At 53.2% G+C, this 26615-nt stretch carries 22 protein-coding genes; 12 read left to right on the top strand and 10 right to left on the bottom strand.

Annotated elements, in window-relative coordinates:
* The first annotated feature begins 60 nt into the window (after positions 1–60).
* Entirely contained in the window at positions 61–2049 is a 1989-nt protein-coding gene (locus VFA_RS13955; RefSeq protein WP_004727494.1) for a flavohemoglobin expression-modulating QEGLA motif protein, read from the top strand.
* An 85-nt stretch (positions 2050–2134) separates the two neighbouring features.
* Here the strand turns inward: VFA_RS13955 and VFA_RS13950 are convergent, their stop codons facing one another.
* Positions 2135–2386 carry a DUF3081 domain-containing protein gene (locus tag VFA_RS13950; RefSeq protein ID WP_004727493.1) on the bottom strand — a complete coding sequence of 84 codons (252 nt, stop codon included), beginning with the start codon at positions 2384–2386 and terminating at the stop codon, positions 2135–2137.
* Between the two features lie 318 nt (positions 2387–2704).
* Between VFA_RS13950 and nagB the strand changes: the two genes are divergently transcribed.
* Positions 2705–3505: a glucosamine-6-phosphate deaminase gene (nagB, locus tag VFA_RS13945; RefSeq protein ID WP_004727491.1), complete on the top strand. Its 801-nt coding sequence runs from the start codon at positions 2705–2707 to the stop codon at positions 3503–3505.
* Positions 3506–3789: 284 nt separating this feature from the next.
* Complete coding sequence (locus VFA_RS13940; RefSeq protein WP_004727490.1) at positions 3790–5574, top strand: M28 family peptidase; 1785 nt, start codon at positions 3790–3792, stop codon at positions 5572–5574.
* A 104-nt stretch (positions 5575–5678) separates the two neighbouring features.
* On the opposite strand, the gene VFA_RS13935 is transcribed toward VFA_RS13940, so the two are convergent.
* Positions 5679–5984: a bactofilin family protein gene (locus tag VFA_RS13935; protein ID WP_004727489.1), complete on the bottom strand. Its 306-nt coding sequence runs from the start codon at positions 5982–5984 to the stop codon at positions 5679–5681.
* Positions 5985–5992: 8 nt separating this feature from the next.
* Positions 5993–6940, bottom strand: coding sequence for a M23 family metallopeptidase (locus tag VFA_RS13930; protein ID WP_004727488.1), 948 nt, complete (start codon positions 6938–6940; stop codon positions 5993–5995).
* 904 nt (positions 6941–7844) lie between these two features.
* On the opposite strand from VFA_RS13930, the gene VFA_RS13925 reads away from it, so the two are divergent.
* The 5 genes from VFA_RS13925 (at position 7845) to dhaR (ending at position 14828) form a co-directional block, all read left to right on the top strand.
* On the top strand, positions 7845–9812 hold the full coding sequence (locus tag VFA_RS13925) for a PTS mannitol transporter subunit IICBA (protein WP_004727487.1): 1968 nt from the start codon (positions 7845–7847) through the stop codon (positions 9810–9812).
* Between the two features lie 113 nt (positions 9813–9925).
* Positions 9926–11074 carry a mannitol-1-phosphate 5-dehydrogenase gene (locus VFA_RS13920; RefSeq protein ID WP_004727486.1) on the top strand — a complete coding sequence of 383 codons (1149 nt, stop codon included), beginning with the start codon at positions 9926–9928 and terminating at the stop codon, positions 11072–11074.
* Between the two features lie 61 nt (positions 11075–11135).
* Positions 11136–11669 (top strand): MltR family transcriptional regulator, encoded by a 534-nt coding sequence (locus VFA_RS13915; protein WP_004727485.1) that lies wholly within the window; start codon positions 11136–11138, stop codon positions 11667–11669.
* Positions 11670–11778: 109 nt separating this feature from the next.
* Complete coding sequence (locus VFA_RS13910; protein WP_004727484.1) at positions 11779–12720, top strand: Gfo/Idh/MocA family protein; 942 nt, start codon at positions 11779–11781, stop codon at positions 12718–12720.
* A gap of 179 nt (positions 12721–12899) precedes the next feature.
* Positions 12900–14828 carry a dihydroxyacetone kinase operon transcriptional regulator DhaR gene (dhaR, locus tag VFA_RS13905; protein ID WP_004727483.1) on the top strand — a complete coding sequence of 643 codons (1929 nt, stop codon included), beginning with the start codon at positions 12900–12902 and terminating at the stop codon, positions 14826–14828.
* Positions 14829–14917: 89 nt separating this feature from the next.
* Here the strand turns inward: dhaR and ptsP are convergent, their stop codons facing one another.
* The 3 genes from ptsP to dhaK are packed head-to-tail and all read right to left on the bottom strand — an operon-like array spanning position 14918 to position 19040.
* Positions 14918–17320: a phosphoenolpyruvate--protein phosphotransferase gene (ptsP, locus tag VFA_RS13900; RefSeq protein ID WP_038151824.1), complete on the bottom strand. Its 2403-nt coding sequence runs from the start codon at positions 17318–17320 to the stop codon at positions 14918–14920.
* Between the two features lie 13 nt (positions 17321–17333).
* Complete coding sequence (gene dhaL, locus VFA_RS13895; RefSeq protein WP_004727481.1) at positions 17334–17969, bottom strand: dihydroxyacetone kinase subunit DhaL; 636 nt, start codon at positions 17967–17969, stop codon at positions 17334–17336.
* Positions 17970–17981: 12 nt separating this feature from the next.
* A complete protein-coding gene (gene dhaK, locus VFA_RS13890) occupies positions 17982–19040 on the bottom strand; it encodes a dihydroxyacetone kinase subunit DhaK (protein ID WP_038152285.1) in 1059 nt (352 codons plus the stop codon).
* Positions 19041–19395: 355 nt separating this feature from the next.
* On the opposite strand from dhaK, the gene VFA_RS13885 reads away from it, so the two are divergent.
* From VFA_RS13885 to VFA_RS13870, 4 genes are all read left to right on the top strand, one after another.
* Positions 19396–20478 (top strand): glycerol dehydrogenase, encoded by a 1083-nt coding sequence (locus VFA_RS13885; protein ID WP_004727479.1) that lies wholly within the window; start codon positions 19396–19398, stop codon positions 20476–20478.
* 150 nt (positions 20479–20628) lie between these two features.
* Positions 20629–20808, top strand: coding sequence for a hypothetical protein (locus tag VFA_RS13880; RefSeq protein WP_004727478.1), 180 nt, complete (start codon positions 20629–20631; stop codon positions 20806–20808).
* Between the two features lie 214 nt (positions 20809–21022).
* The gene (locus VFA_RS13875) at positions 21023–22198 is read left to right on the top strand and encodes a M20 aminoacylase family protein (RefSeq protein WP_004727477.1); all 1176 of its coding nucleotides are present in this window, start codon (positions 21023–21025) and stop codon (positions 22196–22198) included.
* A gap of 51 nt (positions 22199–22249) precedes the next feature.
* The gene (locus VFA_RS13870; protein WP_004727476.1) at positions 22250–23761 is read left to right on the top strand and encodes an AbgT family transporter; all 1512 of its coding nucleotides are present in this window, start codon (positions 22250–22252) and stop codon (positions 23759–23761) included.
* Between the two features lie 70 nt (positions 23762–23831).
* On the opposite strand, the gene VFA_RS13865 is transcribed toward VFA_RS13870, so the two are convergent.
* The 4 genes from VFA_RS13865 to VFA_RS13850 form a co-directional block, all read right to left on the bottom strand.
* Positions 23832–24758: a LysR family transcriptional regulator gene (locus tag VFA_RS13865; protein WP_004727475.1), complete on the bottom strand. Its 927-nt coding sequence runs from the start codon at positions 24756–24758 to the stop codon at positions 23832–23834.
* Positions 24759–24910: 152 nt separating this feature from the next.
* Complete coding sequence (locus VFA_RS13860; RefSeq protein WP_038151820.1) at positions 24911–25390, bottom strand: aminoacyl-tRNA deacylase; 480 nt, start codon at positions 25388–25390, stop codon at positions 24911–24913.
* A 78-nt stretch (positions 25391–25468) separates the two neighbouring features.
* Positions 25469–26005 (bottom strand): 4Fe-4S dicluster domain-containing protein, encoded by a 537-nt coding sequence (locus tag VFA_RS13855; protein WP_232281718.1) that lies wholly within the window; start codon positions 26003–26005, stop codon positions 25469–25471.
* The gene (locus tag VFA_RS13850) at positions 25962–26573 is read right to left on the bottom strand and encodes a molecular chaperone TorD family protein (protein ID WP_038151818.1); all 612 of its coding nucleotides are present in this window, start codon (positions 26571–26573) and stop codon (positions 25962–25964) included. The genes VFA_RS13855 and VFA_RS13850 overlap by 44 nt, the downstream gene beginning before the upstream one ends.
* Between the last annotated feature and the right edge of the window lie 42 nt (positions 26574–26615).

Below are 26615 nucleotides of genomic sequence, written 5' to 3'. Positions count from 1 at the left end.
TGCCCGTTCAGCGCCGCCTACTTCAACGACGAGAATAGCCGTCTTCTTATAGGGTCCCGCATGCCCAACCCAGTATCCAAAGTTTATTCTCTAGAAGAGATGCTCTCGCTGATTCAGCGAGGGCAACCTTTCTCTGGTGAACTCGAGTCCGCGGGCTGCTTCATCAAAATTGAACAATACCTTCCTGTGGTCTGCACCGCCATTCACGCGGGAAGCCGCCTGCGCGACGACTTGCAGAAACAGTGTCAGCTGTCCAAAGCTGAGCGCCGCCTCGAAGAAGCTCCGTTCACCGATCAACTGATTGCCTCCCAGCCCATTACGTTATGGGGACTGGATTCACGCTTTGAGTACGATCTCAATCGTGCCCGCACGTTGAGTACCCGCTATAAATCCGCGTGGAAAAAACCGCTCAATGACAAGCAGCGCGCCGCCAGCCACCTCAAACATGGCCTGTTTTATCAGCTGTATGAAGCACTGATCCGCAAACTTGAATCCAAGTTTGGCATGGTGATTGTGTTTGACCTCTACGCTTACAACTACCAGTCATTGCCCCAGCCGACGCCCGTGTTTAACGTGGGTACGGCGCAAATCGACATGCAACGTTGGGGCACGGTGGTGAAGCGTTTTTGCACCGAGCTGGGCAAAATTCAACTGCCTCATCTGGAAAACCACACCGCCATGAACGCGGTGTTTGAAGGGCGAGGGTATTTGATTGCGCACACCAACGCGCATTTCGACCGCACGCTGGTACTGCCCACCGAAGTGAAAAAAGTTTTCATGGAGGAGAGCGACGGCACGGTGTATCCGTTGGTGATGGATGCACTCAAAAGCGGCTTGAAAGAGGCCTTTAGCCAAACCAGCGCCTATTTTCAGCGACGCCACAACCGCCGCCGCACCACCAAAGCCAACATGCTCAGTTCATCCATTGAGCCGAACGTGCTGGCCATTGATAAAGCGCTGGCCAAGCTGACGCAAAAAGTGGAAACGCTCAAGTACGTCAATCCCACCAATATCAATGCCGAGCGAAAGCGATTTGATGCAGCGCCGAGCCGCTACAAGCCAGATTTTCGTTACAAACAATTACCGATTCACGCCAACGAATTCAAACACAAGCTGTTTCAGTTGCCGATCGAGTCGATTTCCGATCCCGACCTTAAGCAGCTTTACAGCGCGATGGTCAACAAGCTGAGCGAGAAAATTGACTTGCTCACCAGCGTTGGCCACGAGGCGTTTCTGTATAACTCGTTGCGGTTTTATGGTCGTCCGAGCGCCACCGCCATTGAGAATGCGCGCTTTCTGTTGTATGCCAAAACGCTGCCCGAAGAAAAAGGCCCTCTCTACAGCGCAGATGAAGCAGCCGTGCTCATGGCCAACAAAGCCAAAGCTTGGGGCATGGCCTGCAACGTGACACCAACATCGTCATTGGCCGCGCGAGCCATGGTGAGCGGGAAAAAACCGCCCACGCTGTATCTCAACAGCAAAGCGACCTACTCGCACGCGGAAGTACAGCGCTTGATTCAACATGAGTTGGGCGTACACATGGCGACCACCTTTAATGCGCGCCTGCAGCCGCTCAAGGTATTTTCGATTGGCCTGCCGGGCTCAACCGAATCGCAGGAAGGTTTGGCGATTTTGGCCGAATATAAAGCGGGCTACATGTCACATGATCGATTGCAGACACTTGCAACCCGCGTGCTTGCCGTGGATTCTATGCTCAAAGAGCAGAATTTTTATCAAACGTTCGATTTTCTGGTTGATGAGTTTGGTTTGGATCGAGACAGTGCCTTTGTCACCACCACACGCGTGTATCGCGGCGGCGGTTTCACCAAAGATCATCTCTATCTGGAAGGCTTCCTGCACACGCTGCAACAAGCGCAGAAACGCAGCATCGACAACCTGTTGGTGGGCAAGTGCAGTCACACCTATTTGGATTTGATTGACGAATTGGTGGAACGAGGCTGGTTGGTCAAACCGCAACATCGATTTGACGATAAAAACATCGAGCCAGAACCCGTGTTGAAATACCTCATCGATTCGCTACGTTACTGAATCGGCTCTGACAGAATCTTTCTCCCAAAGCCCTAGAGCGCCTCTCGCCTAGGGCTTTGTTTTTCTTGCGTGGCCCACACGCGCCCTATTTCGACAACATCGCCACTTTTTTCAAAAAGCTGTCACGCAAGTGTTCTTGGTCGTACTCCAGGTGATACGTGTTATGGAAGCCGACTTTGAGCTCAACGCCATTCCCACGCATATAGACGTTGTAGCCGTCATAGTCGGCAAACGCTTCAATACCTTCATAAATTTTGCCATGTTCGGTCGGTGTACCATGTTCCATCACCACTTCGTACGCGTGCAAAATTTTGGCAGGATCCAGTTCATTTTTCATCGGCACCGCTCCTTTTTAGTCGTCGTTTCAAGTATGGATAACGAACCGCACCTTCGCCAATGCACAACACGAAGCACATCAAAAAAATACTTAATTTTATAAATAAATTTTTTCACACTTTTTGACTACGCTTTGGGGAGAGAACGTGTTAATGATCGGTGAATTATGTGGCAGAACGCCATTTTTTGCGACGATTGCAACGAAAAAGAAAACTATTTTAAAAAATGCGATCCAAAGCAATAGCCGTTACCACCAACTTATTTTATAATGCGAATTAATGATTATCCGAATCACGAATTACCACATTAGAGGCTATCCATGAGACTGATTCCACTGAACAACGCGGCACAAGTAGGTAAATGGGCTGCAGCATTTATTGCAAAACGCATTAACGACTTCAAGCCAACTGCGGAGCGTCCTTTTGTATTAGGCCTTCCAACAGGTGGTACACCTCTGGCAACTTACAACGCACTGATCGAGCTTTACAACGAAGGTAAAGTGAGCTTCAAACACGTTGTGACCTTTAATATGGATGAATACGTTGGCCTGCCTGCCGACCACCCAGAATCTTACCGTTCATTCATGTTCAACAACTTCTTCAACCACGTTGATATTCAAGAAGAGAACATCAACCTGCTGAACGGCAACACCGACGATCACGATGAAGAGTGCCGTCTGTACGAAGAGAAAATCAAATCGTACGGCAAAATCAACCTGTTCATGGGCGGCGTGGGCAACGACGGTCACATCGCATTCAACGAGCCAGCGTCTTCTCTGTCATCACGCACGCGTATCAAAACCCTGACTCACGACACCCGCATCGCAAACTCTCGCTTCTTTGATGGCGACATCAACCAAGTACCAAAATACGCACTGACCATCGGTGTGGGTACCCTGTTAGATGCGCAAGAAGTGATGATCCTCGTGACCGGTCACAACAAAGCACAAGCACTGGAAGCTGCGGTCGAAGGTTGCGTGAACCACCTGTGGACTGTATCGGCGCTGCAACTGCATCCAAAAGCAGTCATCGTGTGTGACGAGCCAGCAACACAAGAATTGAAAGTGAAGACTGTAAAATACTTCACTGAACTTGAAGCGGAAAACATCAAAGGCTTCTAAGCCCCGCTCTGCATCGGTTCGAGCCCCGCTGATCGCGGGGCTTTTTTGTGCCCGCCTTTCCTGCCATCGCCCACCTTATCATTACTAACATTTCTATAATTAACAATGCGTTACTGATTCTGTGTATTTAGTGATAACCACTCATTGATGCGATGAATTCACCTCGTGTTGCATTCACAGAGTTTGATATTCAGCCATAATACGCATCACGATGCTTAAATTAACATTTCATTAACTAAATCACTGGCGAACAATGGCTTGGATCACTCAACAAGGAGTTACCGATGCAAGCACACATGACCACTCGAAGAACCCTGATCGCGGCGGCCGTCAGCGCCACGCTGCTCAGCGGTTGTTATTTTGATGACCCACGTTGGGTCGCAGAGCACGTCAGTCAGGCCATTGAACAGGATGAGGTCGTCGATCATTTGCAAACGCTGGAAGGCCTTGCCTCGCCAACCAGCGACAACAGCGGCATCACGCGTGCGGCGGGCAGCCAAGGCTATAAAGAGTCGGTCGATTACATCATCGCCACCATGAAAGCGCACGGCTACAAAGTCACCACGCAAGAGTTTGATTTCCGCGCTTGGGAAGAGCTCGCCAACACCCATTTGACCGTGAATGGCAGCGAACTGGTCGGTACGCGCAATGCGCCCGACGGCACCGAACCTGACTTCGCGGCAATGTCCTATTCCGGCGGCTCGAATGGCGAGCTGAGCGGCGAACTGGTGTTTGTGACGCCCGATTTCGATTTTGAGTCCGACAGCTACGACAGCAGCGATGGCTGTGAAGCTTCCGATTTCGAAGGCAAAGCCATTGCTGGCAAAATCGCCGTCATTCAACGCGGCGCGTGTAGCTTTAGCGACAAAGTGGTGAACGCCCAGAACGCGGGCGCCATCGCAGCCATCGTATTTAACCAAGGCAATGATGAGGGCCGAAAAGGCGTGGTGAATGGCACGCTCGGCAGTGACACCACCGCAACCATTCCAGCCTTTGGCGTGCGTTATGAACTGGGCGAAAGCTGGTATCAAGCCGCTCAATCAGCCGCGGTTCCAGCCACACTGAGCATTGATGTCAAAGATGACATGGTGGTGACGCAAAACGTCATCGCCGAAACGCGCGGCGGTAACCCGAACAATATCGTCATGCTGGGCGCGCACTTGGATTCGGTGCCCGAAGGACCGGGGATCAACGACAACGGCTCCGGCACCGCTGGCTTACTCGAATATGCAGTGACACTGGCAAACCTCAAGGTGCCGGTGAAAAACCGCGTTCGCTTTGCGTGGTGGGCGGCAGAAGAAGCGGGCTTAGTGGGCTCGGAATACTACACCAATGCACTGTTTGCCCCGCTGTACGATAAAGCGCAGCAGCAGATCATGGATGAACTGGGCATCAGCGATCCCGCGCAATTGACACAAGCGCAGCTGGAATTGGTCGATGCGCGATACAACAAGCTCAACAAAGTGAAGCTGTATCTCAACTTCGACATGATTGGTTCTCCGAACTACATCTACGGCGTCATGGATGGCGACTTGTCCGATACCAAAGACAGCCCGGACAACGCCTACACGGGTGATTTTGAACCGCCTTACGGCACTTCAGACATCGAATCTATCTTCAACGAATTCTTCACCTCGAAAGACAGCGCGACCGTTCCTCAGGCCCTATCGAAACGCTCGGATTACGCAGGCTTTGCCGATTGGGGCGTGGCGTTTGGTGGCCTGTTCACCGGCGCAGAACAAACCAAAACCGCACAAGAAGTGGAACAATTTGGCGGGGAGATTGATGTGGCCTACGACGTTTGTTACCACCAGGCGTGTGATGATCTCAACAACATCAGCCAACAAGCCCTGTGGGTGAACACGCAGGCGCTGGCCTATGTCACCACCTATTATGCGATGAGCCGTCCGCTGTTCCCAGCAGAGGCCGAGAGCGAGCAACCCATGCTGCGCAGTATGAGTGCGACACAAAGCACACAAAAATTGCGCATTGGCGAAAAACTCAAAGCGGCGAAGAGTCACTCGGATCACGCCCACTTCCACGGCGACTTTGATCAAGACAAACAGTAATCCGCAGACTGGCTCATCCATCGCATCGGCCTAGCCGGTGCTTGGGGAGAGAAAACGACAAAGCCCCGCATTGCGGGGCTTTTTGTGTTCACGTGAGCGTTAAATTAACCTTCAGCGGCCATTTTCACTTCACTGATTTCCACCAGCTCAGCCACTTTCGACTGCTCTGCTGGGTAGGTCACACCGTTAAAACGGCCACCTTGTTCAATACTCAGGTCATCGCTGTAGATACTGCCATTGACGCGGCCTTTGCTTAAGATCTCAATCTTGTCGGCGTGGCAGATGCCTTCAAATTCACCGTTCACAATGACATGTTCCGCGTAAATTTCGCCGCTAACACAGCCGCTTTCGCTGATCACCAACGATTTTTCCACATGGATCTGGCCATCAATCTGGCCATCAACCTGCATATTGCTCTCTAACCGGAGTTGTCCGCTGATAGAACACCCCTTTGCGATGAGAGTTGTAGCTGAGCGCTGACTCTTAGCTCGACTTTGTTTACTAAAGATTCCCATCGAATACCTCTTACCTTGCTGAATATCGAATCGAAGTCATTCACACCCCAGTCAACAAATGGTCTGGGATCTAACGGTCGTCCGACAAATCGAATTTCATAGTGCAAATGCGGGCCCGATGATAGGCCGCTATTGCCCGAGTAACCTATCAGGTCACCTTTTTGAATAAAGTCTCCGCTTTTCACCGCAAATTTTTGCAAATGTGAATAAGAGCTTGAGAACCCGTATGCGTGTTGCAACCGCAAAAAGTTACCCGAACCTTTGTTGCTTGCGCGTGTCACTTCCACCACCCCATCGGCGGGGGCATACACCGGCGTACCGATGTTGACGGCAAAATCTTGGCCGCGATGGAATTTCACTTCCCCGGTCACAGGATGAACACGTTTACCGTATCCTGACGAAATTCTCGCCTTTTGGACAGGTGCACCACTTGGGATTTGGGTTAACATCACCATCCTGACCGACGAGGTGATCGCCGCGGTATCTAAACGCGATTCCAATTCCGCGCCGGAGTCTTCCACGCCCAACACTTTTTCTAAATCGCCGAGGCGATCCGACACGATCTGCATCTTTTCTTCACGTTCGAGCAGATCGTTTTCTAGGTTCTCTTTCAGCTCTTTCAGCGAGGCAACTTCTTCATGCAGCGACGTTGACTGGCTTTCCAGCTCTTGCTGTTTCAATTTGGCAAAGTCCACTTCACCGACGAGGTAGTAAATAACACCACCAGCCGCAACTGCGCCTGCAAGCAGGACATAGCCGAAGCCTTTAAGACAGTGACGATACCATTTGCCAATATGAAAATGCCGTGTTCCGTGAATAGACGAAACCGAAACAATGACGTTTTCTTTCATGTACAAATTCTAATTGTCATTATTGAAAGTGGCAGAATTCTAGCAGGGAACGTTTATTGACTAAACTGTTTGCTGCTCATCTCTTCCGCAACTTGCGTCCTTATTGTCTAGTTTGTGAATCAAAGCATAAACATGCAATGCGATGACTCAATCCATTTAATTTAAAATCAATAAGTTATTAACAGCGCCCAAAAACAGGGGCTGCGCGTGCATGCGCAAATTTCAGAAAAGTCCTACCGCCTTGCCATGGCGGACGCTTTACATCACCGATTGCCCGCTCTCACAGCCCGCACCACCGAACCCGTTCAGCCCTTCTCTGGTGCTTCTCTCTAAATAGGCGACCCGTTGGCGCCGTATCTTTAATCGCGATTCGTGCCAAAAGTCACGCAAGCGCCCCCGTCAGATCGCACGTTGTTGGCAGCATGATTCACAGCATCGATTTATTCAGGAAAAACGCGTCGAGGACGCCGATAAATTTCGTATATAAGTTACAAAACACTCATTACACGTTTGGATTATTTATTTCGACTTTTGAAATAAATAGCAATGAGTGACATAGATCACTTCGCTATTTTTTCCAGTCCAAAAATCAACTCAATACGTGATTTAAATCACCTTTTATTTGATTTTGAACTTTCTATTTTTGTGATGTTAAACATTACAAAGTAATTGCAAAATAAAAACATTGGCTTTTGTAGCAAAATTACATGGTCAAGAGAGGAGGTAGATCACAGAAAAATAGTTTGATGAGCGAGGATTACGTTGCGCGGATCACAAAAAACCCGTTGTCAGTTCCAATGAGAAAATGTGTGGTAAATTGATTGGGTACTAAGCAATCAAATCACGGTTTTGACGAACCGTTTACGACAACAATATTCATCAGAACATCGAACGGGGAATTGTTATGATATCACCAGATGCCAAGATCAAGATACAAAATTTTGGTCGCTTTCTGTCAAACATGGTAATGCCAAACATTGGCGCGTTTATCGCGTGGGGCTTTATCACAGCACTGTTTATTCCAACTGGATGGCTACCGAATGAAACGCTAGCGTCAATGGTTGGTCCTATGATCACTTACTTGTTGCCACTGCTCATCGGTTACACCGGGGGTAAATTAGTTGGCGGCGACCGCGGCGCGGTGGTGGGTGCAATTACCACCATGGGCGTGATTGTCGGTACCGACATTCCAATGTTCATGGGCGCCATGATGGTCGGTCCGTTGGGTGGTTGGGCGATCAAGAAATTCGATCACTACATCGATGGCAAAGTCAAAAGCGGGTTTGAGATGTTGGTCAACAACTTCTCGGCGGGCATCATTGGTATGCTGCTGGCGATTCTGTCGTTCTACCTCATCGGCCCGTTTGTGAAAGTCCTGTCTGGCACCTTAGCGGCTGGCGTTAACTTCCTTGTGTCAGCACACCTTCTGCCACTCACTTCTATCTTTGTTGAACCTGCGAAAATCCTGTTCCTGAATAATGCGATCAACCACGGCATTTTCTCGCCACTGGGCATTCAACAAGCCTCAGAAACCGGTCAGTCTATTTTCTTCTTGATTGAAGCGAACCCAGGTCCGGGTTTGGGTATTCTGCTGGCCTACATGGTCTTTGGTAAAGGCACAGCGCGCCAAACCGCGGGGGGGGCATCCATCATCCACTTCTTCGGCGGTATCCATGAGATTTACTTCCCATACATCCTGATGAACCCACGTCTGATTCTGGCAGCGATTGCCGGCGGGATGACCGGCGTCTTCGTGCTGACCATGTTCAATGCAGGCATTGTGTCACCCGCGTCTCCGGGTTCAATCTTCGCCGTGTTGCTGATGACACAAAAAGCATCCATTGTCGGCGTACTGGCGTCTATCGCCTCTGCGGCAGGCGTGTCGTTTGCTGTGGCATCACTGCTGATGAAAACCCAAACGTCGACCGAAGAAGAAGGCGATGAAGCCGCGCTCGACAAAGCCACTTCACAAATGAAAGAGATGAAATCTGCCTCGAAACAATCGAGCTCGAACCATGGCGCAGCCGTGAACAGCGAGAACAAGGGTGACATCGACCTTGCGACTGTACAAAGCATCATTGTTGCCTGTGATGCAGGCATGGGCTCAAGCGCCATGGGTGCCAGCATGCTGCGCAAGAAAGTACAGGACGCCGGTCTCAAGATTCATGTGACCAACCTCGCCATTAACAGCTTAACCGAGAGTGCAGATATCGTGATTACTCATAAAGATTTGACGGATCGTGCACGTAAGCACGCGCCAAACGCACACCACATCTCACTGACTAACTTCCTTGACAGCCAGATGTACAACCAACTGGTCACCCAACTGCTGGCCGCGCAAAAACCGGCGGCAGCCAACGACGAGCAGATGGTTAAAGTGTCTGTCCTCGCCGCGAACGACGACAGTTTTGAACCACAGCAACCTTCGGTTTTCCAAATCCAACGAGAAAACATTCACTTGGGCTTGAAAGCCGCCAACAAAGAAGAAGCGATTCGCTTTGCTGGGAACAAGTTGGTTGAACTGGGTTACGCCGAACCCGAATACGTCGACGCCATGTTTGAACGTGAAGCGTTGGTGTCCACCTACCTTGGCGAGTCCATCGCTGTCCCCCACGGCACCGTGGAAGCGAAAGACCGCGTGAAGAAAACCGGCATTGTGATCTGCCAATACCCATCTGGCATCCAATTTACCGATGACCACGATGACGTCGCCAAACTGGTGATCGGCATTGCCGCCAAGAACGATGAACATATTCAAGTCATCACTACCATCACGAACGCGCTCGATGAGCCGGACGCGATTGAAACGCTAACCAGCACCACGGATATCGAGGAAATCCTCACCATCCTGGGTCGCGAGCAAGCCGCTTAATCACGCCCAAGTCATTTGCTCCTGAGCAAACATGAGGTCAGCTGTCACCCCCTATGCGGTTGGCCTCACCCTCAATTCGTTCGTCACATTTTAGACATTGGTAGGTAAGTATTATGAAAAACGCAGTACATTTTGGCGCAGGCAACATCGGTCGTGGCTTCATTGGTAAACTTCTCGCAGACGCCGACGTGGCCGTCACGTTCGCCGACGTGAACGCCCCGCTCGTCGACCAGCTCAGCCACAAACAAGAGTACAAAGTGAAAGTGGTCGGCACTGAATGCCAAATCGACACCGTCACGCACGTCACCGCCGTGAACTCTGCCAGCGAAGACGTCATCGACCGCATCGTCAACACCGATTTGGTCACCACCGCCGTGGGCCCGAACGTGCTCGACATCATCGCCAAAACCATCGCCCAAGGCATCGCCAAACGCTTTGAGGTCGGCAATGAAGCGCCCCTCAATATCATCGCGTGCGAGAACATGGTTCGCGGCACCACACACCTGAAAGGTGAAGTCTACAAACACCTCGATACAGCGTTGCACGCCAAAGCTGACGCGCTGATTGGCTTTGTCGATTCAGCCGTCGACCGCATTGTGCCACCGGCAGAAGCGGCCAACGACGACCCACTGGAAGTGACCGTGGAAAGCTTTAGCGAATGGATTGTCGATGAGCAACAGTTCAAAGGCGAGATTCCAACCATCGCCGGCATGGAAAAAACCGATAACCTGATGGCGTTTGTCGAGCGTAAACTGTTCACCCTCAACACCGGTCACTGCATCACCGCGTATTTGGGTTGTTTGAGTGGCCATCGCACCATTCGCGAAGCGATTGAAGATCCAACCATTCGCACGCAAGTGAAACAGGCCATGCAGGAGAGTGGTGAGGTGCTGATCCGCCGTTACGGCTTCGATCGTGACATGCACAACGCCTACATCGACAAGATTCTCGGCCGCTTTGCCAACCCGTACTTGGTGGATGAAGTGGATCGCGTCGGCCGTCAGCCAATTCGTAAATTGGGTCCAAATGATAGATTAGTGAAGCCATTACTGGGTACAATCGAGTATGGCACTGAAAATAAAACACTTTTGAAAGGCATCGCCGCCGCATTGAAATACACCAATGACAGCGATCCACAAGCTGTCGAACTGCAAACGTCGCTCAGCCAGCACGGCGTCACTCAAACAGTGGCCCACTACACCGGTCTGGATGAACACAGCGCAGAAGTGCAGACCATTGCGTCGCTTTACAACCAACTCTAACGGTGCCGAACGATTGGAGGGCAACTCGCCCTCCATCCCAAGAAAACACTTAGATCAGTATATGGCAGAAAAAATTAACGAAACCGAGATTCTAGAACGACTGAACGATGCACCATCGGTCCGTGGTTTCTTCATTGCAACCGTCGAAGTCTTCAATGACGCCATTGATGCGCTGATGCAACGCATTTTCCGTAAAGACAACTTTGCGGTTCAATCGGTGGTCGGTCCGTTGTTGCAAGACACCGGTCCGTTGGGCAATTTGTCCGTGCGTCTCAAACTGTTGTACGGTTTAGGGGTGCTGCCCGATGCCGTTTACCACGACATCGAAAGCATCATCAAACTGCGCAATCAGCTTAACAGCGATGGGGCGGAATATTCGTTTACGGATCCCAAAATCATCGCCCCGATTCAAACCCTCAACCTCGTCCAAAAAATGGGCATGGTGCAATTCAGCCCGCTGGATGAACCCGATGACGACATCGATCTTGAGTTCTACCATTTGCAACTGCAACGCCAGCAGCAAATCATCAAATCGGGTCTTTCTCTTGCCATCATTGAAATCTGCAATGAACTCAACCGAGAAAGCCCCTTCTAACGCATTGGATCACAGGGCAAGGATCGCCTTCCCATTTTCTCGTATTTCTTCGACCAAATTCTTCGCCGCGTGTTAGCCTTTGGGCATGTTCCTCCATTGAGATTGTTTCATGAAAATCGGCATCATCGGCCTGGGCGACATCGCGCAAAAGGCTTACCTTCCGGTCATCACACAGCGCCCCGGCGTCGAGCTTATCTTCTGTACCCGCAGCGCCAGTGCATTGGCTTCACTGGCCAGCCAATATCGGATTCAAGCCACCTGCAGCGACTATCGCGACCTGCTCGGTTTTCAACCCGATGCGGTGATGATTCACGCCGCAACAGCCGTGCATCCTGAGATCGCACGCTTCTTTCTCAGCCGCGGGATTCCGACCTTTGTGGACAAGCCACTCGCCGACAGCGCTGCTGCCTGCGAACAGCTATATGAGCTGGCTGAACAGCATCAGCAACCGCTGTATGTCGGTTTTAACCGCCGCCACATTCCCCTGTTCAACACGCACCTTCAGGGCATGCAACGCGGAGAACGTGCGGATCTACGCGGCCTGCGTTGGGAAAAGCACCGTTACGATTTAACCGGCGAGATTCGCACCTTTTTGTTTGACGACTTCATTCACCCGCTCGACAGCGTCAACCTGTTTGCCAAAGCCGATTTGAATGACGTGTATGTCACGCACCAGATGGCAGGCAACCAACTGGCGCGCATCGACGTGCAATGGCAGCACGGTGACACAGTGCTGCACGCGTCGATGAATCGCCAATTTGGCAAAACCGGTGAGCGCATCAGCGCGCAGTTCATCAATGACGCCTATGAGTTTGACTCATTTGTCGAAGGCAAACGCTGGCACGCCAATCAAACCACCACGCTGGCCCTCAAAGACTGGACACCGATGCTGACCAGCAAAGGCTTTGCCGACATGATCGACGATTGGTTGAACGTGGTGCAACGCGGCCAACTGAGCCAAGAGGTCATCGCCCGCAACCTCGCCAGCCACCAACTGGCAGAAGCGGTGTGCGCCAAAGTGAGCGCGCAAGTGAGCGCCAATCTGCGCTAATCTTCATCAGGCGATGCAGCACGCATCGCCTGTGGGACATTCCCCCCAAGATCGCGTGAACACGGTCACAGTCTCCCCGCTCAAAGCCCTTTAGTATGAACCCCATTTCCTGTTGGCCACGCGTTTGCAGCTTGCCAATCGCCGTATGCCATACCTTGCACCGATTGCCGTGGTATTGAATGCTTTCTATCGAAGACAACAAAACCAAATGGGATTTCTTTCAGAAACATCATTGGGTTTCGCCGGAATTTGCCCGCTCACACGTTCTCGAATCTTGGGAGCGCTGCATCAAGCAGTGCAGCCCCTACACTTGGTCTAAACCGCACTTAGCCTCGGGCTACACCTTCGCTTCTCTGATGCGGCGCAACGAACGCCTGATCCAATGCGCCACCACGGTGTTGGAAGATACCTACGACATGCTCGACGACGACACCCTGCTGTTGATGGTCACCGATGACAACGGCTGCATTCTTTCGTTGGTGGGCCATTCGCAACTCAAAGAAGAGATGGACGCCCTCGGCATCAAACAAGGCTGCTTTTTGTCGGAAGGGAAAATCGGCACCAACGCCACCAATTTGTGCGTCCACACCCACGTCGCGTGCGATGTGTTTGCCGCCGAGCACTTCAACCGCCATCTGCACGCTTACGCGTCTGCCGCCGCGCCGATTTTCGATCAATTCGGCAAGCTGCGCGGCACCGCGTGTCTGTTCAAAAAAGCCGATGCCTATCGCAAAGAGAACTTGGTTATCATCGCCTCGTGCGCCAAAGAAGTGAGTCTGCAAATTCACATTCAATCGGAACAAGAGAACACCAACCGGTTGACCTGCGCGCACAACGCGACGCTCGAGAGCATGGACGATGGCCTCATCGCTTGGGATGAAGAGCAACACATCACCATGGCCAACAATCAGGCTGAGCGGCTGCTCAATCTCGACATGGCCAAAGTGCTGGATAAAGAGCTGTTTTCCGTGCTGCGTTTTGCGCCCAATATCGTCAGCAGCATTGAAGCAGGCGCGCAGATCAACCGCAAACTCACCACGCTGGAAGTGCACGGCGAGTTTGTCGAAGCAATCATCACCCTACGCCCACTCAACGACGGATCCAGCCTGCTGTTTTTGCACCCGATCGACAAAATCCGCGAATTGGCGCAGCAACAAATTGGCGGCCAGGCGCGCTACACATTCAGCTCTTTGCCGGTGGTGTCGCGTAAAATGAAGCACCTGATCACCGTGGCCAAACGCGCCACCAAATCCAAATCGCCCATCCTCATCACCGGCGAAGAAGGGGTGGGTAAAGCCACACTGGCGATGGCGATTCACAACGAGAGCGACTACAAAGAGGGGCCGTTCATCACCCTCAACTGCCGCTCGCTCACCAGTGAGCAGCAAATTCGTGAAACCTTGGGCTACGACGAAGGCCAAGGCATGCCGTCCAAATTCGAGTTGGCCCACGGTGGCACGCTGTTTTTGGAGAAGGTGGAATACTTGTCGCCGGATCTGCAATCGGTGCTGCTGAAACTGCTGAAAACCGGCTTAGTCAGCCGCAGCGATAGCCTGCGCTTGATTCCAGTCGACTTTCAGCTCATCACCAGCACCGCCTCAGAGATCAGCGAATACGTCACACAGCGCTCATTTGGCCGCCAACTGTATTACGAAATTTCAGCCAATGAACTGCGCATTCCCCCCCTGAGAACGCGTAAAGAAGACATCGAATTTCTGGTGCAGCAAATCGTCAACCATTACGAACGTCGCCACAACGTGACGATTTCGGTGGAAAAATTGGCGATGGATGCATTGATGAGTTTCCGCTGGCCGGGTAATAACTCCGAACTGCGCAACCGCACCGAACGCATGCTGCTCAACCGCAGCGCCAACCTGATTCGCCTGAGCGATATTCCCGAAGACATCAAATTTAACCTCAACCAGTCCACCGACAATCAGCCGGTGCTGTCGTTGGAAGAGGTGGAGAAAAAAGCGATCATTCAGGCGTGGACCTTGTGCGACGGCAAGTTGAATGAAATGGCCAGGGCGCTCAAAATCGGCCGCACGACCTTGTGGCGCAAAATCAATAAGTTCGAATTGACCGAGCAACTCAAGCTCAGCAGTTAGCAGTTAGCAGCCGTCATCAAAACACCACACGCACAAAAAACAAAACCCCGGTGACCAGCCGGGGTTGTTGTGATCGCGTTCAGGTCGCGTTATTTCATCACCGCCGTTTGACGAATCTGCGCTTTGAGGGCGGGCAACAGGCTTGCACTGGCGCTGAATTTACGCAGCCCAATGTTGAGCAGTTGCTGCGTCGCTTTCGGATCGCCCGCCATTTCTCCGCACATACTCACCGGTATGCCTGCTTTTCCGCCAGCGGCGCAGGTCATTTCAATCGCACGCAAGACCGCAGGGTCAAAGTAGTTGATGAGGTCGGTCAGCTCGGTATTGCCGCGATCTGCCGCCATCACATACTGGGTTAAATCGTTGGTGCCGATGGAGAAGAAATCCACTTCCGCCGCCAACGCATCCGCATTCAACACCGCCGCCGGCACTTCAATCATGATGCCTACGGGTAGCGTGCTGGCATCCAAACCCAGTTCATCGGCTTCGCGTTGGAGCAGCGCTTTCACTTGGCGCACTTCGTCAACCCGCGCAACCATCGGAATCATCAACTGAATGTTACGATGCTGCTGGTGAGCGCGCAGGATGGCACGTAACTGCGTCACGAGCAGCTCAGGGTGTTTCAGGCATAAACGCACGCCGCGCACACCCAAAAATGGGTTGTCTTCGCTTGGCATAGGAAATGCGGCTAACGGTTTGTCGCCGCCGACATCTAAGCTACGAATCGTCAGCGGTTGGTCGCCCAATGCGGCTGCGATGTCACAGTACACGTCAAACTGCTCCTGCTCGGTTGGCAAACTATCGCTGCGTTGGAACAGAAATTCGGTGCGAAACAGCCCCACGCCTTCGGCGCCGCTGTCGAGCGCTTTACGCACATCGTCCGGGCCGCCGATATTGGCCAGCACACTGACAGAAATGCCATCGGTGGTGGACGCATGTTGCAGCGCGCGCTGTTTGGCCTGATGTTGCTCGGTTTGCCACGCATCACGCTGCGCCGCTAATTGCGCGCTCACCGCCGCAGAGGGCGCAAACCACAGCAAGCCAGCAAACCCATCCAATGTCACCATTTGACCTGGGGTGACCTGCTCTAAGCAGCCACGCGCTTTAACCAGCGCCGGAATGCCCATTGCGCGCGCCAAAATGGCGCTGTGTGAGGTTTTGCCGCCTTCACTCAAACAAATCCCCAGCACTTTGGCCGTATCTAACCCCGCCACATCTGATGGCATTAAATCACGCGCCAGCAGAATGCTCGGCTGTTCAATTGCCACTGCAGCCGCAGGCTCGCCGGTCATTTCCATCATCACCTGACGCGCAATGTCCTGCACGTCGGCTTCACGTTCACGCATGTATTGGCTATCGGCCGCGCGGAAATCGTCTGCCAATGCTTGCAGCGCGTCGGCCCATGCGCGTTCGGCAATCGCGCCCGCTTGAATGCGCGCTTGAACCGTTTGCCACAATTCGGGGTCACGCAGCATCATGCTGTGGGCCGCAAAAATATCGCCATGTGGGCGTTTGGCCTGCATATCCAAATGCGCCGCAACCGTGTCGATGGCGCGCTTCACATGCTCAATTTCAGACGCCGCATCACGGGCGTCACGTTCAGGCACGGCGGGCATCGAGTGCGTAAACAGCACCGCGGGGGCCGAAACAATGCCTTCATTCACGCTCAATCCGCTCACCGCGCCCGCCACCGCGGGGGCATCTAGCGTGGTTGACGCCTCAGGTTGAACGTCTGTCGTTACGCCACGCGCCACGGCATCGGCTTCACCAAAGTGGGTTTGCGCCAGTTGGCGAAAACGCTCAACCGCGTTGGCCGCTTGCGCGCCTGTGGCCACAAAGGTGATGTCGTCATCGCAGCGCACACCTAATTTGGCAATGCTGTTGAGGCTGCGAGCGCTCACGCGCTGATCGCCTTTTTGCAGCCACACATCGCCGTCTACATCAGCCAATGCGCCGACGATCGCCGCCGCCGGACGGGCATGTAAACCATGGGGGTTTTTCACGTGCCATTCAAACGTCTGCGCGTCGTTCGCCAGCGCTGCGTTCGGCGTGGCAGCTTCGGCTTCTGCCGCTGTCGACACGCTTTCGCCCAAGTGCGCTTGTTTGACGCTCAAGGCCTGACGTGCTTCTTCAACCACCGTCGCCATGGGCAACCCTGCCGCCGCCGCGACGGAGGCTGCCATGGTGCCTTCCACAATCGGTGCGGCAACCAAGGTGACTTTGTCGCGAATCGATTCATCGAGCAGTTCCAGCGCCATTTCAGTGCTGAGCAGCGCGCTACCGAGATCCATCAAGACCACCACGCCCTGTGCATCGCACATCTGTTCAATGGCGCCCATCACGGCAATCGCGTCCGTGCCAATTGGGTTTTCCGGATCGTCGATGCCTGCCGCAATCGCCAAATTGACTTTGCCTTGTGTCATCTGGGTGGCCAGTTCGGCCACCCCTTCTGCAAGACGTCGACTATGAGATACAACTACAATTCCCACCATATCAATACCCTGCTTAGTTCCCCGCAATTGCCTGTTGCAATGCTTTGATCATCAGAAGTGAAGATGTTGCACCGGGATCTTGGTGACCCACACTGCGTTCACCCAAATAGCTGGCGCGGCCTTTTTTGGCCTGCATTTCAATCGTGGCGACGGCGTTGTGTTCTGCCAATTCCACCATCTCGCTCAGCAGGTGATCCGGGCTTTGGCCCTGCGCCAATGACGCTTTGATGCTTTGCAGCACCGGCAGCCAAACGTCGCACATGGTTTTATCACCCAGCTCCGCTTTGCCGCGCGACACCACGCCATCAACGCCGCTTTTGAGCGCATCAATCAGCTCTTCAAACGTCAGTTGTTCGCGGGTGCCCACGGCCGCCGACATGCGAATAAACAGCGTGCCGTAGAGCGGGCCACTGGCACCGCCCACACTCGACAGCAAAGTCATGCCGGTGTTTTTCAAAATGGTCGCAATGTTTTGCTCTGCCACTTTCGGCAAGGTTTCCGCCACTTTCTTAAAGCCACGGTTCATGTTGAGGCCGTGGTCCGCATCACCGATATCGCGGTCGAGATCGGTCAAAAATTCTTGGTTTTCCTGATAGGTTTTCGCGCACAGCTCCAGCCAGCTCAGAATGTGTTTTTTCTCAATGTGCATGATGTGTCTCCCTTACCATTTCATCGCGGCGGTATCGACCGGCGCATCAAACAGCGCCAGCATTTCAGCATCGGCTTTGAGCAAGGTGATTGAGACGCCCTGCATGTCGAGCGAGGTACAGAAGTTGCCCACGAGGTTACGCACAATGCGGAAACCTGCTTGATCGCAGTTGTGCGCCAAACGGCGATACACGCCATACAGCTCTGAAATCGGCGTGCCGCCCATGCCGTTCACCAGCGCGATGTAGTCGTGATCGGCGGCAAAGGATTCGATGGTGGATTCCACTTCATCCCAATCGCTTTCCGCGCGGTTCCAGATCCGCAGCGTGCGGCTATATGGGGTGTTCTCCACCAATTCGGCAAACATCTCATCCACCAGCGCATCTGCCGTGGTGTATTGAATGCGTTTAATGCCCGGTTCGCCGTGAATGCCCACGCCAAATTCCACTTCGCCATCGGCCAAAACAAACGACGGTTTACCCGCAGCAGGCACCACACACGCGTTCAATGCCACACCAAACGAGCGACAATGGTTGTTCACGCGGCGCGCCAAGGTTTCACACTGCTCCAGCGAGTACCCTTTGGCCGCAGCCGCACCCACCAGTTTTTCCACCAGCACAGTGCCCGCCACACCACGACGACCCGCGGTGTACAAACTGTCTTTCACGGCCACGTCGTCATCCACCAACACGGAACCAACTTTGATGCCATCGGTGTGCAGCAGCTCCACCGCCGTTTCAAAGTTCAGCACATCACCTGTGTAGTTTTTGATGATAAACAGCACGCCTTCACCGGTGTTGACTTGATTGCCACATTCGTACATTTGATCCGGCGTGGGCGAGGTAAATACTTCACCCGGACAAGCCCCGGTCAACATGCCTTTACCGATGAAGCCCGCGTGCAGCGGTTCGTGACCACAGCCACCACCGGACACCAATGCCACGTGTCCTGGCGTTTCTTCATGCCACATGTAGCGGGGTTCATAATTGACTTTCAGTTGAGGACGAGACAGAGCCAGCCCTTCCATTTGCTGAAGGACGACGTCTTCTACGTTATTGATTAGCTTTTTCATCATTCTGCTCTCATTCAAGTTTCAAGTTTTTATGTAGGGGTAGATTCATCTTAAGAGCAGAAATCCAAGCCTCAACAAAAGTATTTACGTTTCGATTTGGAACAAAATTTTTGGTTTTTACGTTTCATAATGGAACGAAAAAACCAAAATCTACGGGAAAGGTGATCGCGGGCATAAAGCGCCGGAAACCGCGTCCGTTCCAACCGTCAGTTTGTCACCCCGATCATAAAAGCCACCGACAAACAGCGCGATCGCTTCTCTCGGCTCCGCACTCGACTCTAAGATGAACCCATGGTTTCAACGCACCGCGCTGAAGCAAAAAAACAACCACAAATAAAAATAAAGGTTTGAAATCATGGATAAAATTATTATTAGCCCAAGTAAATACGTGCAAGGTGAACAAGTTCTTAGCGCTATCGCGAGTTATGTCAAAACACTCGGCGAACACCCCTTGGTCATTGCTGATGAGTTCGTGATGAACTTGGTGGGTGATACCGTGAAAGAGAGCTTTGCGAGCGAAAAACTACCGCTAAGCATGAACATTTTTCACGGCGAATGCTGCCGCGTTGAAATTGAACGCATTACCGATCTGTGTGCGACACAAAAACACGATGTGATTGTGGGTGTCGGCGGCGGTAAAACTCTCGACACCGCCAAATCAGTCGCGTTCTACACCAAAATTCCGGTGGTTGTGGTACCGACCATCGCATCAACCGACGCCCCTACCTCGGCCTTGGCCGTGATTTACACGCCAGAAGGTGAATTCGCGGAATACCTGATGTTCCCGAAAAACCCAGACATGGTGATCATGGACACCTCCGTGATTGCCAAAGCGCCTGTGCGCTTGTTGGTTTCCGGCATGGGCGATGCGCTGTCCACTTACTTTGAAGCCCGCGCCAACATGACCTCAGGCAAAGCCACCATGGCTGGCGGTTTGGCCACTCGCTCAGCGCAAGCGCTGGCAAAACTGTGTTACGAAACCTTGCTTGAAGACGGCTTGAAAGCGAAAGCGGCGGTTGAAAATGGTGTCAGCACCAAAGCACTGGAAAACATCATTGAAGCCAACACCTACTTAAGCGGCATCGGCTTTGAAAGTAGTGGCCTAGCGGGCGCGCACGCCATTCACAACGGCCTGACTAAACTTGAAGAGTGTCACCACCTGTACCACGGCGAAAAAGTGGCGTTCGGTACCTTGGTGCAATTGGTGCTGGAAAATGCCGATATGGCCGAAATCAACACCGTTTTGGCGTTCTGCCGCTCGGTCGGTCTACCCACCAACCTGTTTGACATGGGCGTGAAAGAGATTAATCACGCCAAACTGCGTGACGTGGCGGAAGCCTCTACCGCAGAAGGCGAAACTATTCACAACATGCCATTCCCGGTCACCGCCGACAACGTGTATGCCGCGATTCTAGCTGCGCACACGCTGGGCCAATAAACGCCCGCCTCGCACGCTTGTGCGAGAACAACCCCCTCAAGGGCAAGCGCATGCTTGCCCTTTTTTGTTGCGCCATAACCCGTCCCACTTTGCCTATACTTACCCTGTTGTTGGACATCCCAACGCTCAGACCCAGCCAAAGGAGGCATCATGGAACTGCGCAATCAATCTGGTCAGGTGACCCACATTGCCGACAACCTCACCTTAAAAGAGGTGCGCGACATGGGCTTTACCATCGATTTATGTGACGAAGCGTACGATCAGCAAGAACATTGGAAAGCCAAAGCCGAGCAACGTCGCCGTCCACACGATAACCGGGACGAATCCTGACACCACCACAACCGGGCCTTCAGCCCGGTTGTCTCTTTCCGCGCGCCCTTTCGTAATTCACACCTGCATCACTTCCAATCTATATCGCGTCCAATCGCTATCACTTCACCGCCTCATGCATCAACTATTAGCATGGCTAATAGTTTGAGTAGTAATCGGGTTTGTTTGAAATGTTTCAATCGTGTTAAATCTAACCCAAACAAAGGGGAGCAGTATGAACACGATTGATGTTTTAACACCTTGGATTCCAGATGCCATTCGCATTCGTCACGCCATTCACCAACACCCGGAGCTGGGCTTCGAAGAGAACCACACGCAGGCGTTGGTAGCCGCAGAGCTACACCGCTACGGCGTGGATGAGGTGTGCACGGATTTCGGTAAAACCGGCGTGGTCGGTGTGATTAACGGCGCGCTGGGCGATGGCCCGTCGATTGGCCTGCGAGCCGACATGGATGCCCTGCCGATTCACGAAGAGAACACCTTCGCGCATCGGTCGTGCCACGACGGCAAAATGCACGCCTGCGGCCACGACGGTCACACCACGATGCTGTTGCTGGCAGCACGTTATCTGGCGGATTCGCGCCAGTTCAGCGGCCGAGTGGTGCTGATTTTCCAACCGGCGGAAGAGGGGCGCGGCGGCGCTGAAACCATGATTGGCGATGGCCTGCTCCAGCGCTACCCAATTGATGCCTGTTACGCGCTGCACAACATGCCGGGCATACCCGCGGGGCATTTTGCGTTTAAAACCGGCCCCATCATGGCCAGCTCGGATCGCCTGTTTGTCACCATCAACGGCCAAAGCGGCCATGCAGGATTGCCGCACCTCACGCAAGATCCGCTGCTGGTCGCCACCCATATTTATCAGGGCATTCAAGGTATGGTGAGCCGCAGCTACGACCCGTTTGATCCGCTGGTGGTGTCCGTCACGCAACTGCACTGCGGCGAAACCACCAACGCGATTGCTGATCAGGCGCACATGAGCGGCACCTTCCGTACGCTCAATCAAACGACGCGCGACAGTTTGGTGGCACGCCTCGCCCAACTAGTGGAACACAGCGCCAAAGCGCATGGTATGCGTGCTGAATTCAAACTCGGCCCCATCTCACATCCACCAACCGTCAACACCGCCGAAGAAACAGCGCAAGCCATTGTGGCGGCGCAGAAAACTGTCGGCGCCGCGCACGTGAACCCGAGCTGTGAGGCCAAGCTAACCAGCGAAGATTTCGCCTTCTTCCTCAACCAAGTACCCGGCTGCTACGGCTTTCTGGGTAACGGAGCGGGCGAGAACGGCACCTGCGGCGTGGGCCTGCATAATAAAGCCTATGATTTTAATGACAATTTACTTCCCATTGGGGCTGCCTATTTCATCCATTTAATTGAAAAACACTAACACCGCATGAGGGGAAGTGACTCCCCTCGTTACACAAGGAGTGTCCTAGCAATGTCGACCGTACTTTCACAAAAAGCGGCGCCACGCGCGTCGATGATCGATCGCATTGAGCGATTCGGGGATAAAGTGCCCCACCCGTTTTACCTGTTTATTTTCCTGTGCTTGGGCGTGATGGCGCTCTCTTGGCTGCTGTCGATAGGCGGCGGTGGCGTCACCCATCCCGCCACCGGCGAGCTGGTGCACGTCAAAAACCTGCTCAGTGGCGAAGGGCTGGTATACATCCTCAAATCCACCGTCAACAACTTCGTCTCGTTCAAACCGCTGGGACTGGTGCTGTGCATGATGCTCGCTGTCGGGTTACTGCAAGAAGTGGGCTTGGCCGACAGCGCGATCAAACAATCGCTGCTCAACGCCCCGCGCCAGTACGTGACCGCCTCGATTTTCATCACCGGCATCATCGGCAACCTCGCCTCTGATGCGGCGTTTATTCTGGTGCCGCCGTTGGCTGGCCTGATTTTCGCCGCCACCAACCGCAACCCAATTGTTGGTATTGCGGCCGGTTTCGTGGCCGTCGCGGCTGGCTTTACCGCCAACGTGTTTATTGCCGGCACGGACGTGCTGCTATCAGGCATCACCACCGAAGCCTCCAACATTGTGGCCTACGTGGAAGTGAGCCCAGCGGCAAACTGGTATTTCATGCTGATCTCGGTACCGATTCTGGTCGTGACGGGCACGCTGTTGACCGACAAATACATCGAGCCGCGTTTTGCCCACAAAATGGTGGCGCACGAAGCCACCACCCAACAATCTTTCACCATCACGGCGCAGCAAAAAACCGCATTGAAATGGTCGGGGTTGGCATCGCTGCTGTTCATCACCGCATTGTTTGCCCTCCTGTGGCCCAGTGATTCTCCGCTGCGTAATGCTGAGGGCGGCTTGGTGCCTTCACCATTTTTGAGCGGCATCATTCCGATCATCATGGCGTTTTTCATCATGAACGCAGTGGTGTATGGCGTGAAAGCGGGCACCATCAAACAAGCGAGTGACGTGCCGGAGTTGATGGCCAAAGCGCTGAAAGGGGTCGGCGGATACATTGTGCTGGTATTTGTGATTGCGCAGTTTATCGCGTGGTTTAAATGGTCGAATTTGGCCATCTTCATTGCGGTCAATGGCGCAGAATGGTTATCGTCGGTTGAAATGCCCAAACTGGCAATGATGGCCGTATTTATGGTGCTGGCAGGCCTGATGAATATGATTGTCTTCAGCGGCTCGGCGCAGTGGGCGATTATGGCGCCGGTGTTCATTCCGTTGTTTATGTTGCTCGGCGTCGACCCGCAAGTGACACAAATGGGCTATCGCATCGCCGATTCCACCACCAACATCATCTCGCCAACCAACCCATACATTCCGATGGTGTTGGCGCTCATCGCCAAGTACAACCCTGAGGTCAAATTCGGTACGTTTCTGGCAATGATGGTGCCGTATGCACTGGTGCTGTTTGGCGTATGGGGCGCGTGTTTCTTGCTCTACATGCTCACCGGCCTGCCGGTTGGCCCCATGTAATCGAGTCCCCCTCGAATCGAATCACCCTATAATCTTGTCCCCAGAGATTTGACCGTATCACGTGAGCCTCTTAACGAGGCTCACTCATGGCCATCCCCGCCTCCCACAACGTCGAGTCGCTGACATGCTTTTTCAGGATCAGCGCAAACTCATCCACCAACGCGCGCTGCGTGTCTTTACGCGTGATAAGTCCCACCAAACGAAATTGCACCGGCTGCACAATCGGAATAAAACGGATCGTGTCACTTGCATTGAGCCCAGCGATGGTCGACGACAAAATGGTCGAGCCCAACCCGCTGGCGATCATGCCCAGCAGCGTCGAGGTGTGCGAAGCACTGAATTCTGGGTCGTAGGTCAGCCCCACGCGTGAAAATGCCTCATCTGCCAAGGTACGTAAACTGTTGCCCGGACTCACACCAATCGTGGCGTATTGGTGCGCTTGCTCCCAACTGATGTCCTGTTGTTCCGCCAACGGATGATCGGCGCGACACACAAAACACAGCGAGTCGCGAAACAGCAAATCAAAGTTCAAATCCGGATGATTAGGGTTGGTATTAATGCCGATATCGGCTCGCCCCTCCAGCACCGAATGCGTGATGTCGTCGACGCGCTCTTCGATGAGGCGAAAGGTGAAATCTGGGTAACGTTTCTTCAAATCATTGAGCGTTTTTGGGGCCAGTGAGGCACACAAGGTGTAGAGCGAGGACACCACCAGCGACTTGTTGTAACCGTGCTGACGGTCATGATTCTCCTGCACCAGTTTTTCCAAGCGATTGACGATAAAACGCGCCTCTTGATAGAGGTGATGACCGGCCTCCGTCAGCACAATGGTGCGCCCTTTGCGCTCAAAGAGTTCACACGAGAGCTGCTGGGCGAGCTTTTTCATCATCTGACTCAGCGCCGATTGCGTGATGTGCACTTTGTCGGCGGCATAGGTGAAGTTTCGCTCTTCAGCCAGCGCGATAAAGGCTTTGAGTTGGCGATAGCTGATGTCCATAGGCAGGCTCATATTGGGTGAATAACAACGGCGTCAGTATACCTTAACCCAACCTATCACAGGACGTGGTCTGTTCAGAAATCTGCTGAGACAATATGCCGAGAAAATCGGCCAAGAAAAACCGAGCCGGACGCTCGGTTTTGTGGGTTAGCTTAATGGAAGAGTTCGCTGCCAAAGCGCAAGCAGCGGCTATGGCCGATGAGTTGGTTGAACGCGTGGCGGTCGAGGCGAATCAGCGTTTCGTGATCACCAGATTCCATGTACACGTGGTCGAGTTCAGTCAACGCCTGATCGCACACCATGTTCATGTGGTAGGGCGCGCCGATGGGTGGCACCGCGCCGCGGTCGCAGTCATCGAACAGTCGATAAATATCGCGCTCTTTCACCAGATGATAGTTGGCTCGATATTCGTCATTCAGCACGTGCAAACTCACCTTGGCGTTTGCAGGCAGAATGGCCATTAAGTGTTTGCCATCATGATCTTCGAGTACCACGCCTTTGGCCAAATGCATCGGCTGAATGGCGGCGCTATGCGCACTGTGCAGTGAACTGTTGCTGTGGCGGTGCACCACACGTTGGTACGGAATATGATGATCGCGTAAGTAGTGGTCGAAGCGGGTTTCCATGGTCATACAATCCTCCGCATGTCCTTTCCCCTTTCTGAGTATAGAAAAAGAACCCACATTTCGCCGCGCGCCGTAAAGCGCGATCTACTGATCAGACAGACGAAACTGAATCACGTTGGTGAAACAGCTGGCCGCGCATTCACCGCAGCCGACACACGCGGTGGCATCGATACGCGGTTTCGCGCCCTCTTGCCACGTCAACGCCTGATGCGTGCAGCGGTCAGTGCAGTTATCGCAGTAGCCATTGAGGTTGTCGCAACTGTCGGTGGCATACGCCACCAACCCCGTTGTCGAGGGGGGATTGGAGAGCGCGATCGTCGGGCACGCGTGCTGGCAACGGCCGCAGAAATCACACGCGGCGTAGCTTAAATCTAGCGCCGCCACGCCGCGGTCTAAAACAATCACACCTTGCGGGCAAGCCACTTCGCACGCACCGCATCCATCGCACAGGCGCACAAACAGGTCGTCGTCCACCGCAAAGGGCGGACGCGCGGCCTGACGGCGCACCGCACGGGGTGGCGTCTGGGCGAAGGTCGATAAGGTCAGAAAACGTCGTTTTCCGAGATCGACCTCCGGCTCACAGGATGGCGTTGAAGTAGTTTCTTTTTTGGATCGGAACAATCGCATCGCGTTCACACACCGAATGAAGAAGTTCTTGAGTTTGTTCGGCCAACAGCGCGTACGCTGGTGATTCCACCGCGCGTTTAAACTCCGCCATGTAGTAACCAAACCAAGGCATTAAATGCTCGCCCAACAGGGCTTTGAACTGCGCGTGCTGGTCATTTTCCAGCAGCATCGCCGCGACCATCAGCATCAAGCCGATTTGGTCTTCCGGCTCATTTTGCTGCGAGGACAACGCCACGCCGCACTCACGTAGAAATTGACGATACATCACTGTCGATTCACCAAACAACACCGCTTCTTTGTCGAGGTACACCGACCCCCACGGTGGCGCAGGCATGTCACCCAACCCCGCAAACAGGCGATCGTGTTCAGCTTGTAACAGGTCCACTTCCGAGTAGCCAAAGGCATCCATCACGGTTTTTAACGCGGCAAACGGTACGTCCTGTTCCGCCAATATCACATCGAGATTCGCGTTCTGATATTGGTTGGGTGCGTAGTAAAACAACGCACCAAAGAGCTTTAACACTGTCCCTAGGTCAACGGCTTCGAGTTGGGTATATGACATAAATCACTCTAATGATGTAAGTAAAACATGGGCAAACCACGT

This window comes from Vibrio furnissii CIP 102972 (assembly GCF_000176175.1).
GTDB classification, from domain to species: Bacteria; Pseudomonadota; Gammaproteobacteria; order Enterobacterales; family Vibrionaceae; genus Vibrio; species Vibrio furnissii.
This window is presented reverse-complemented; position numbering and strand designations above follow the sequence as displayed.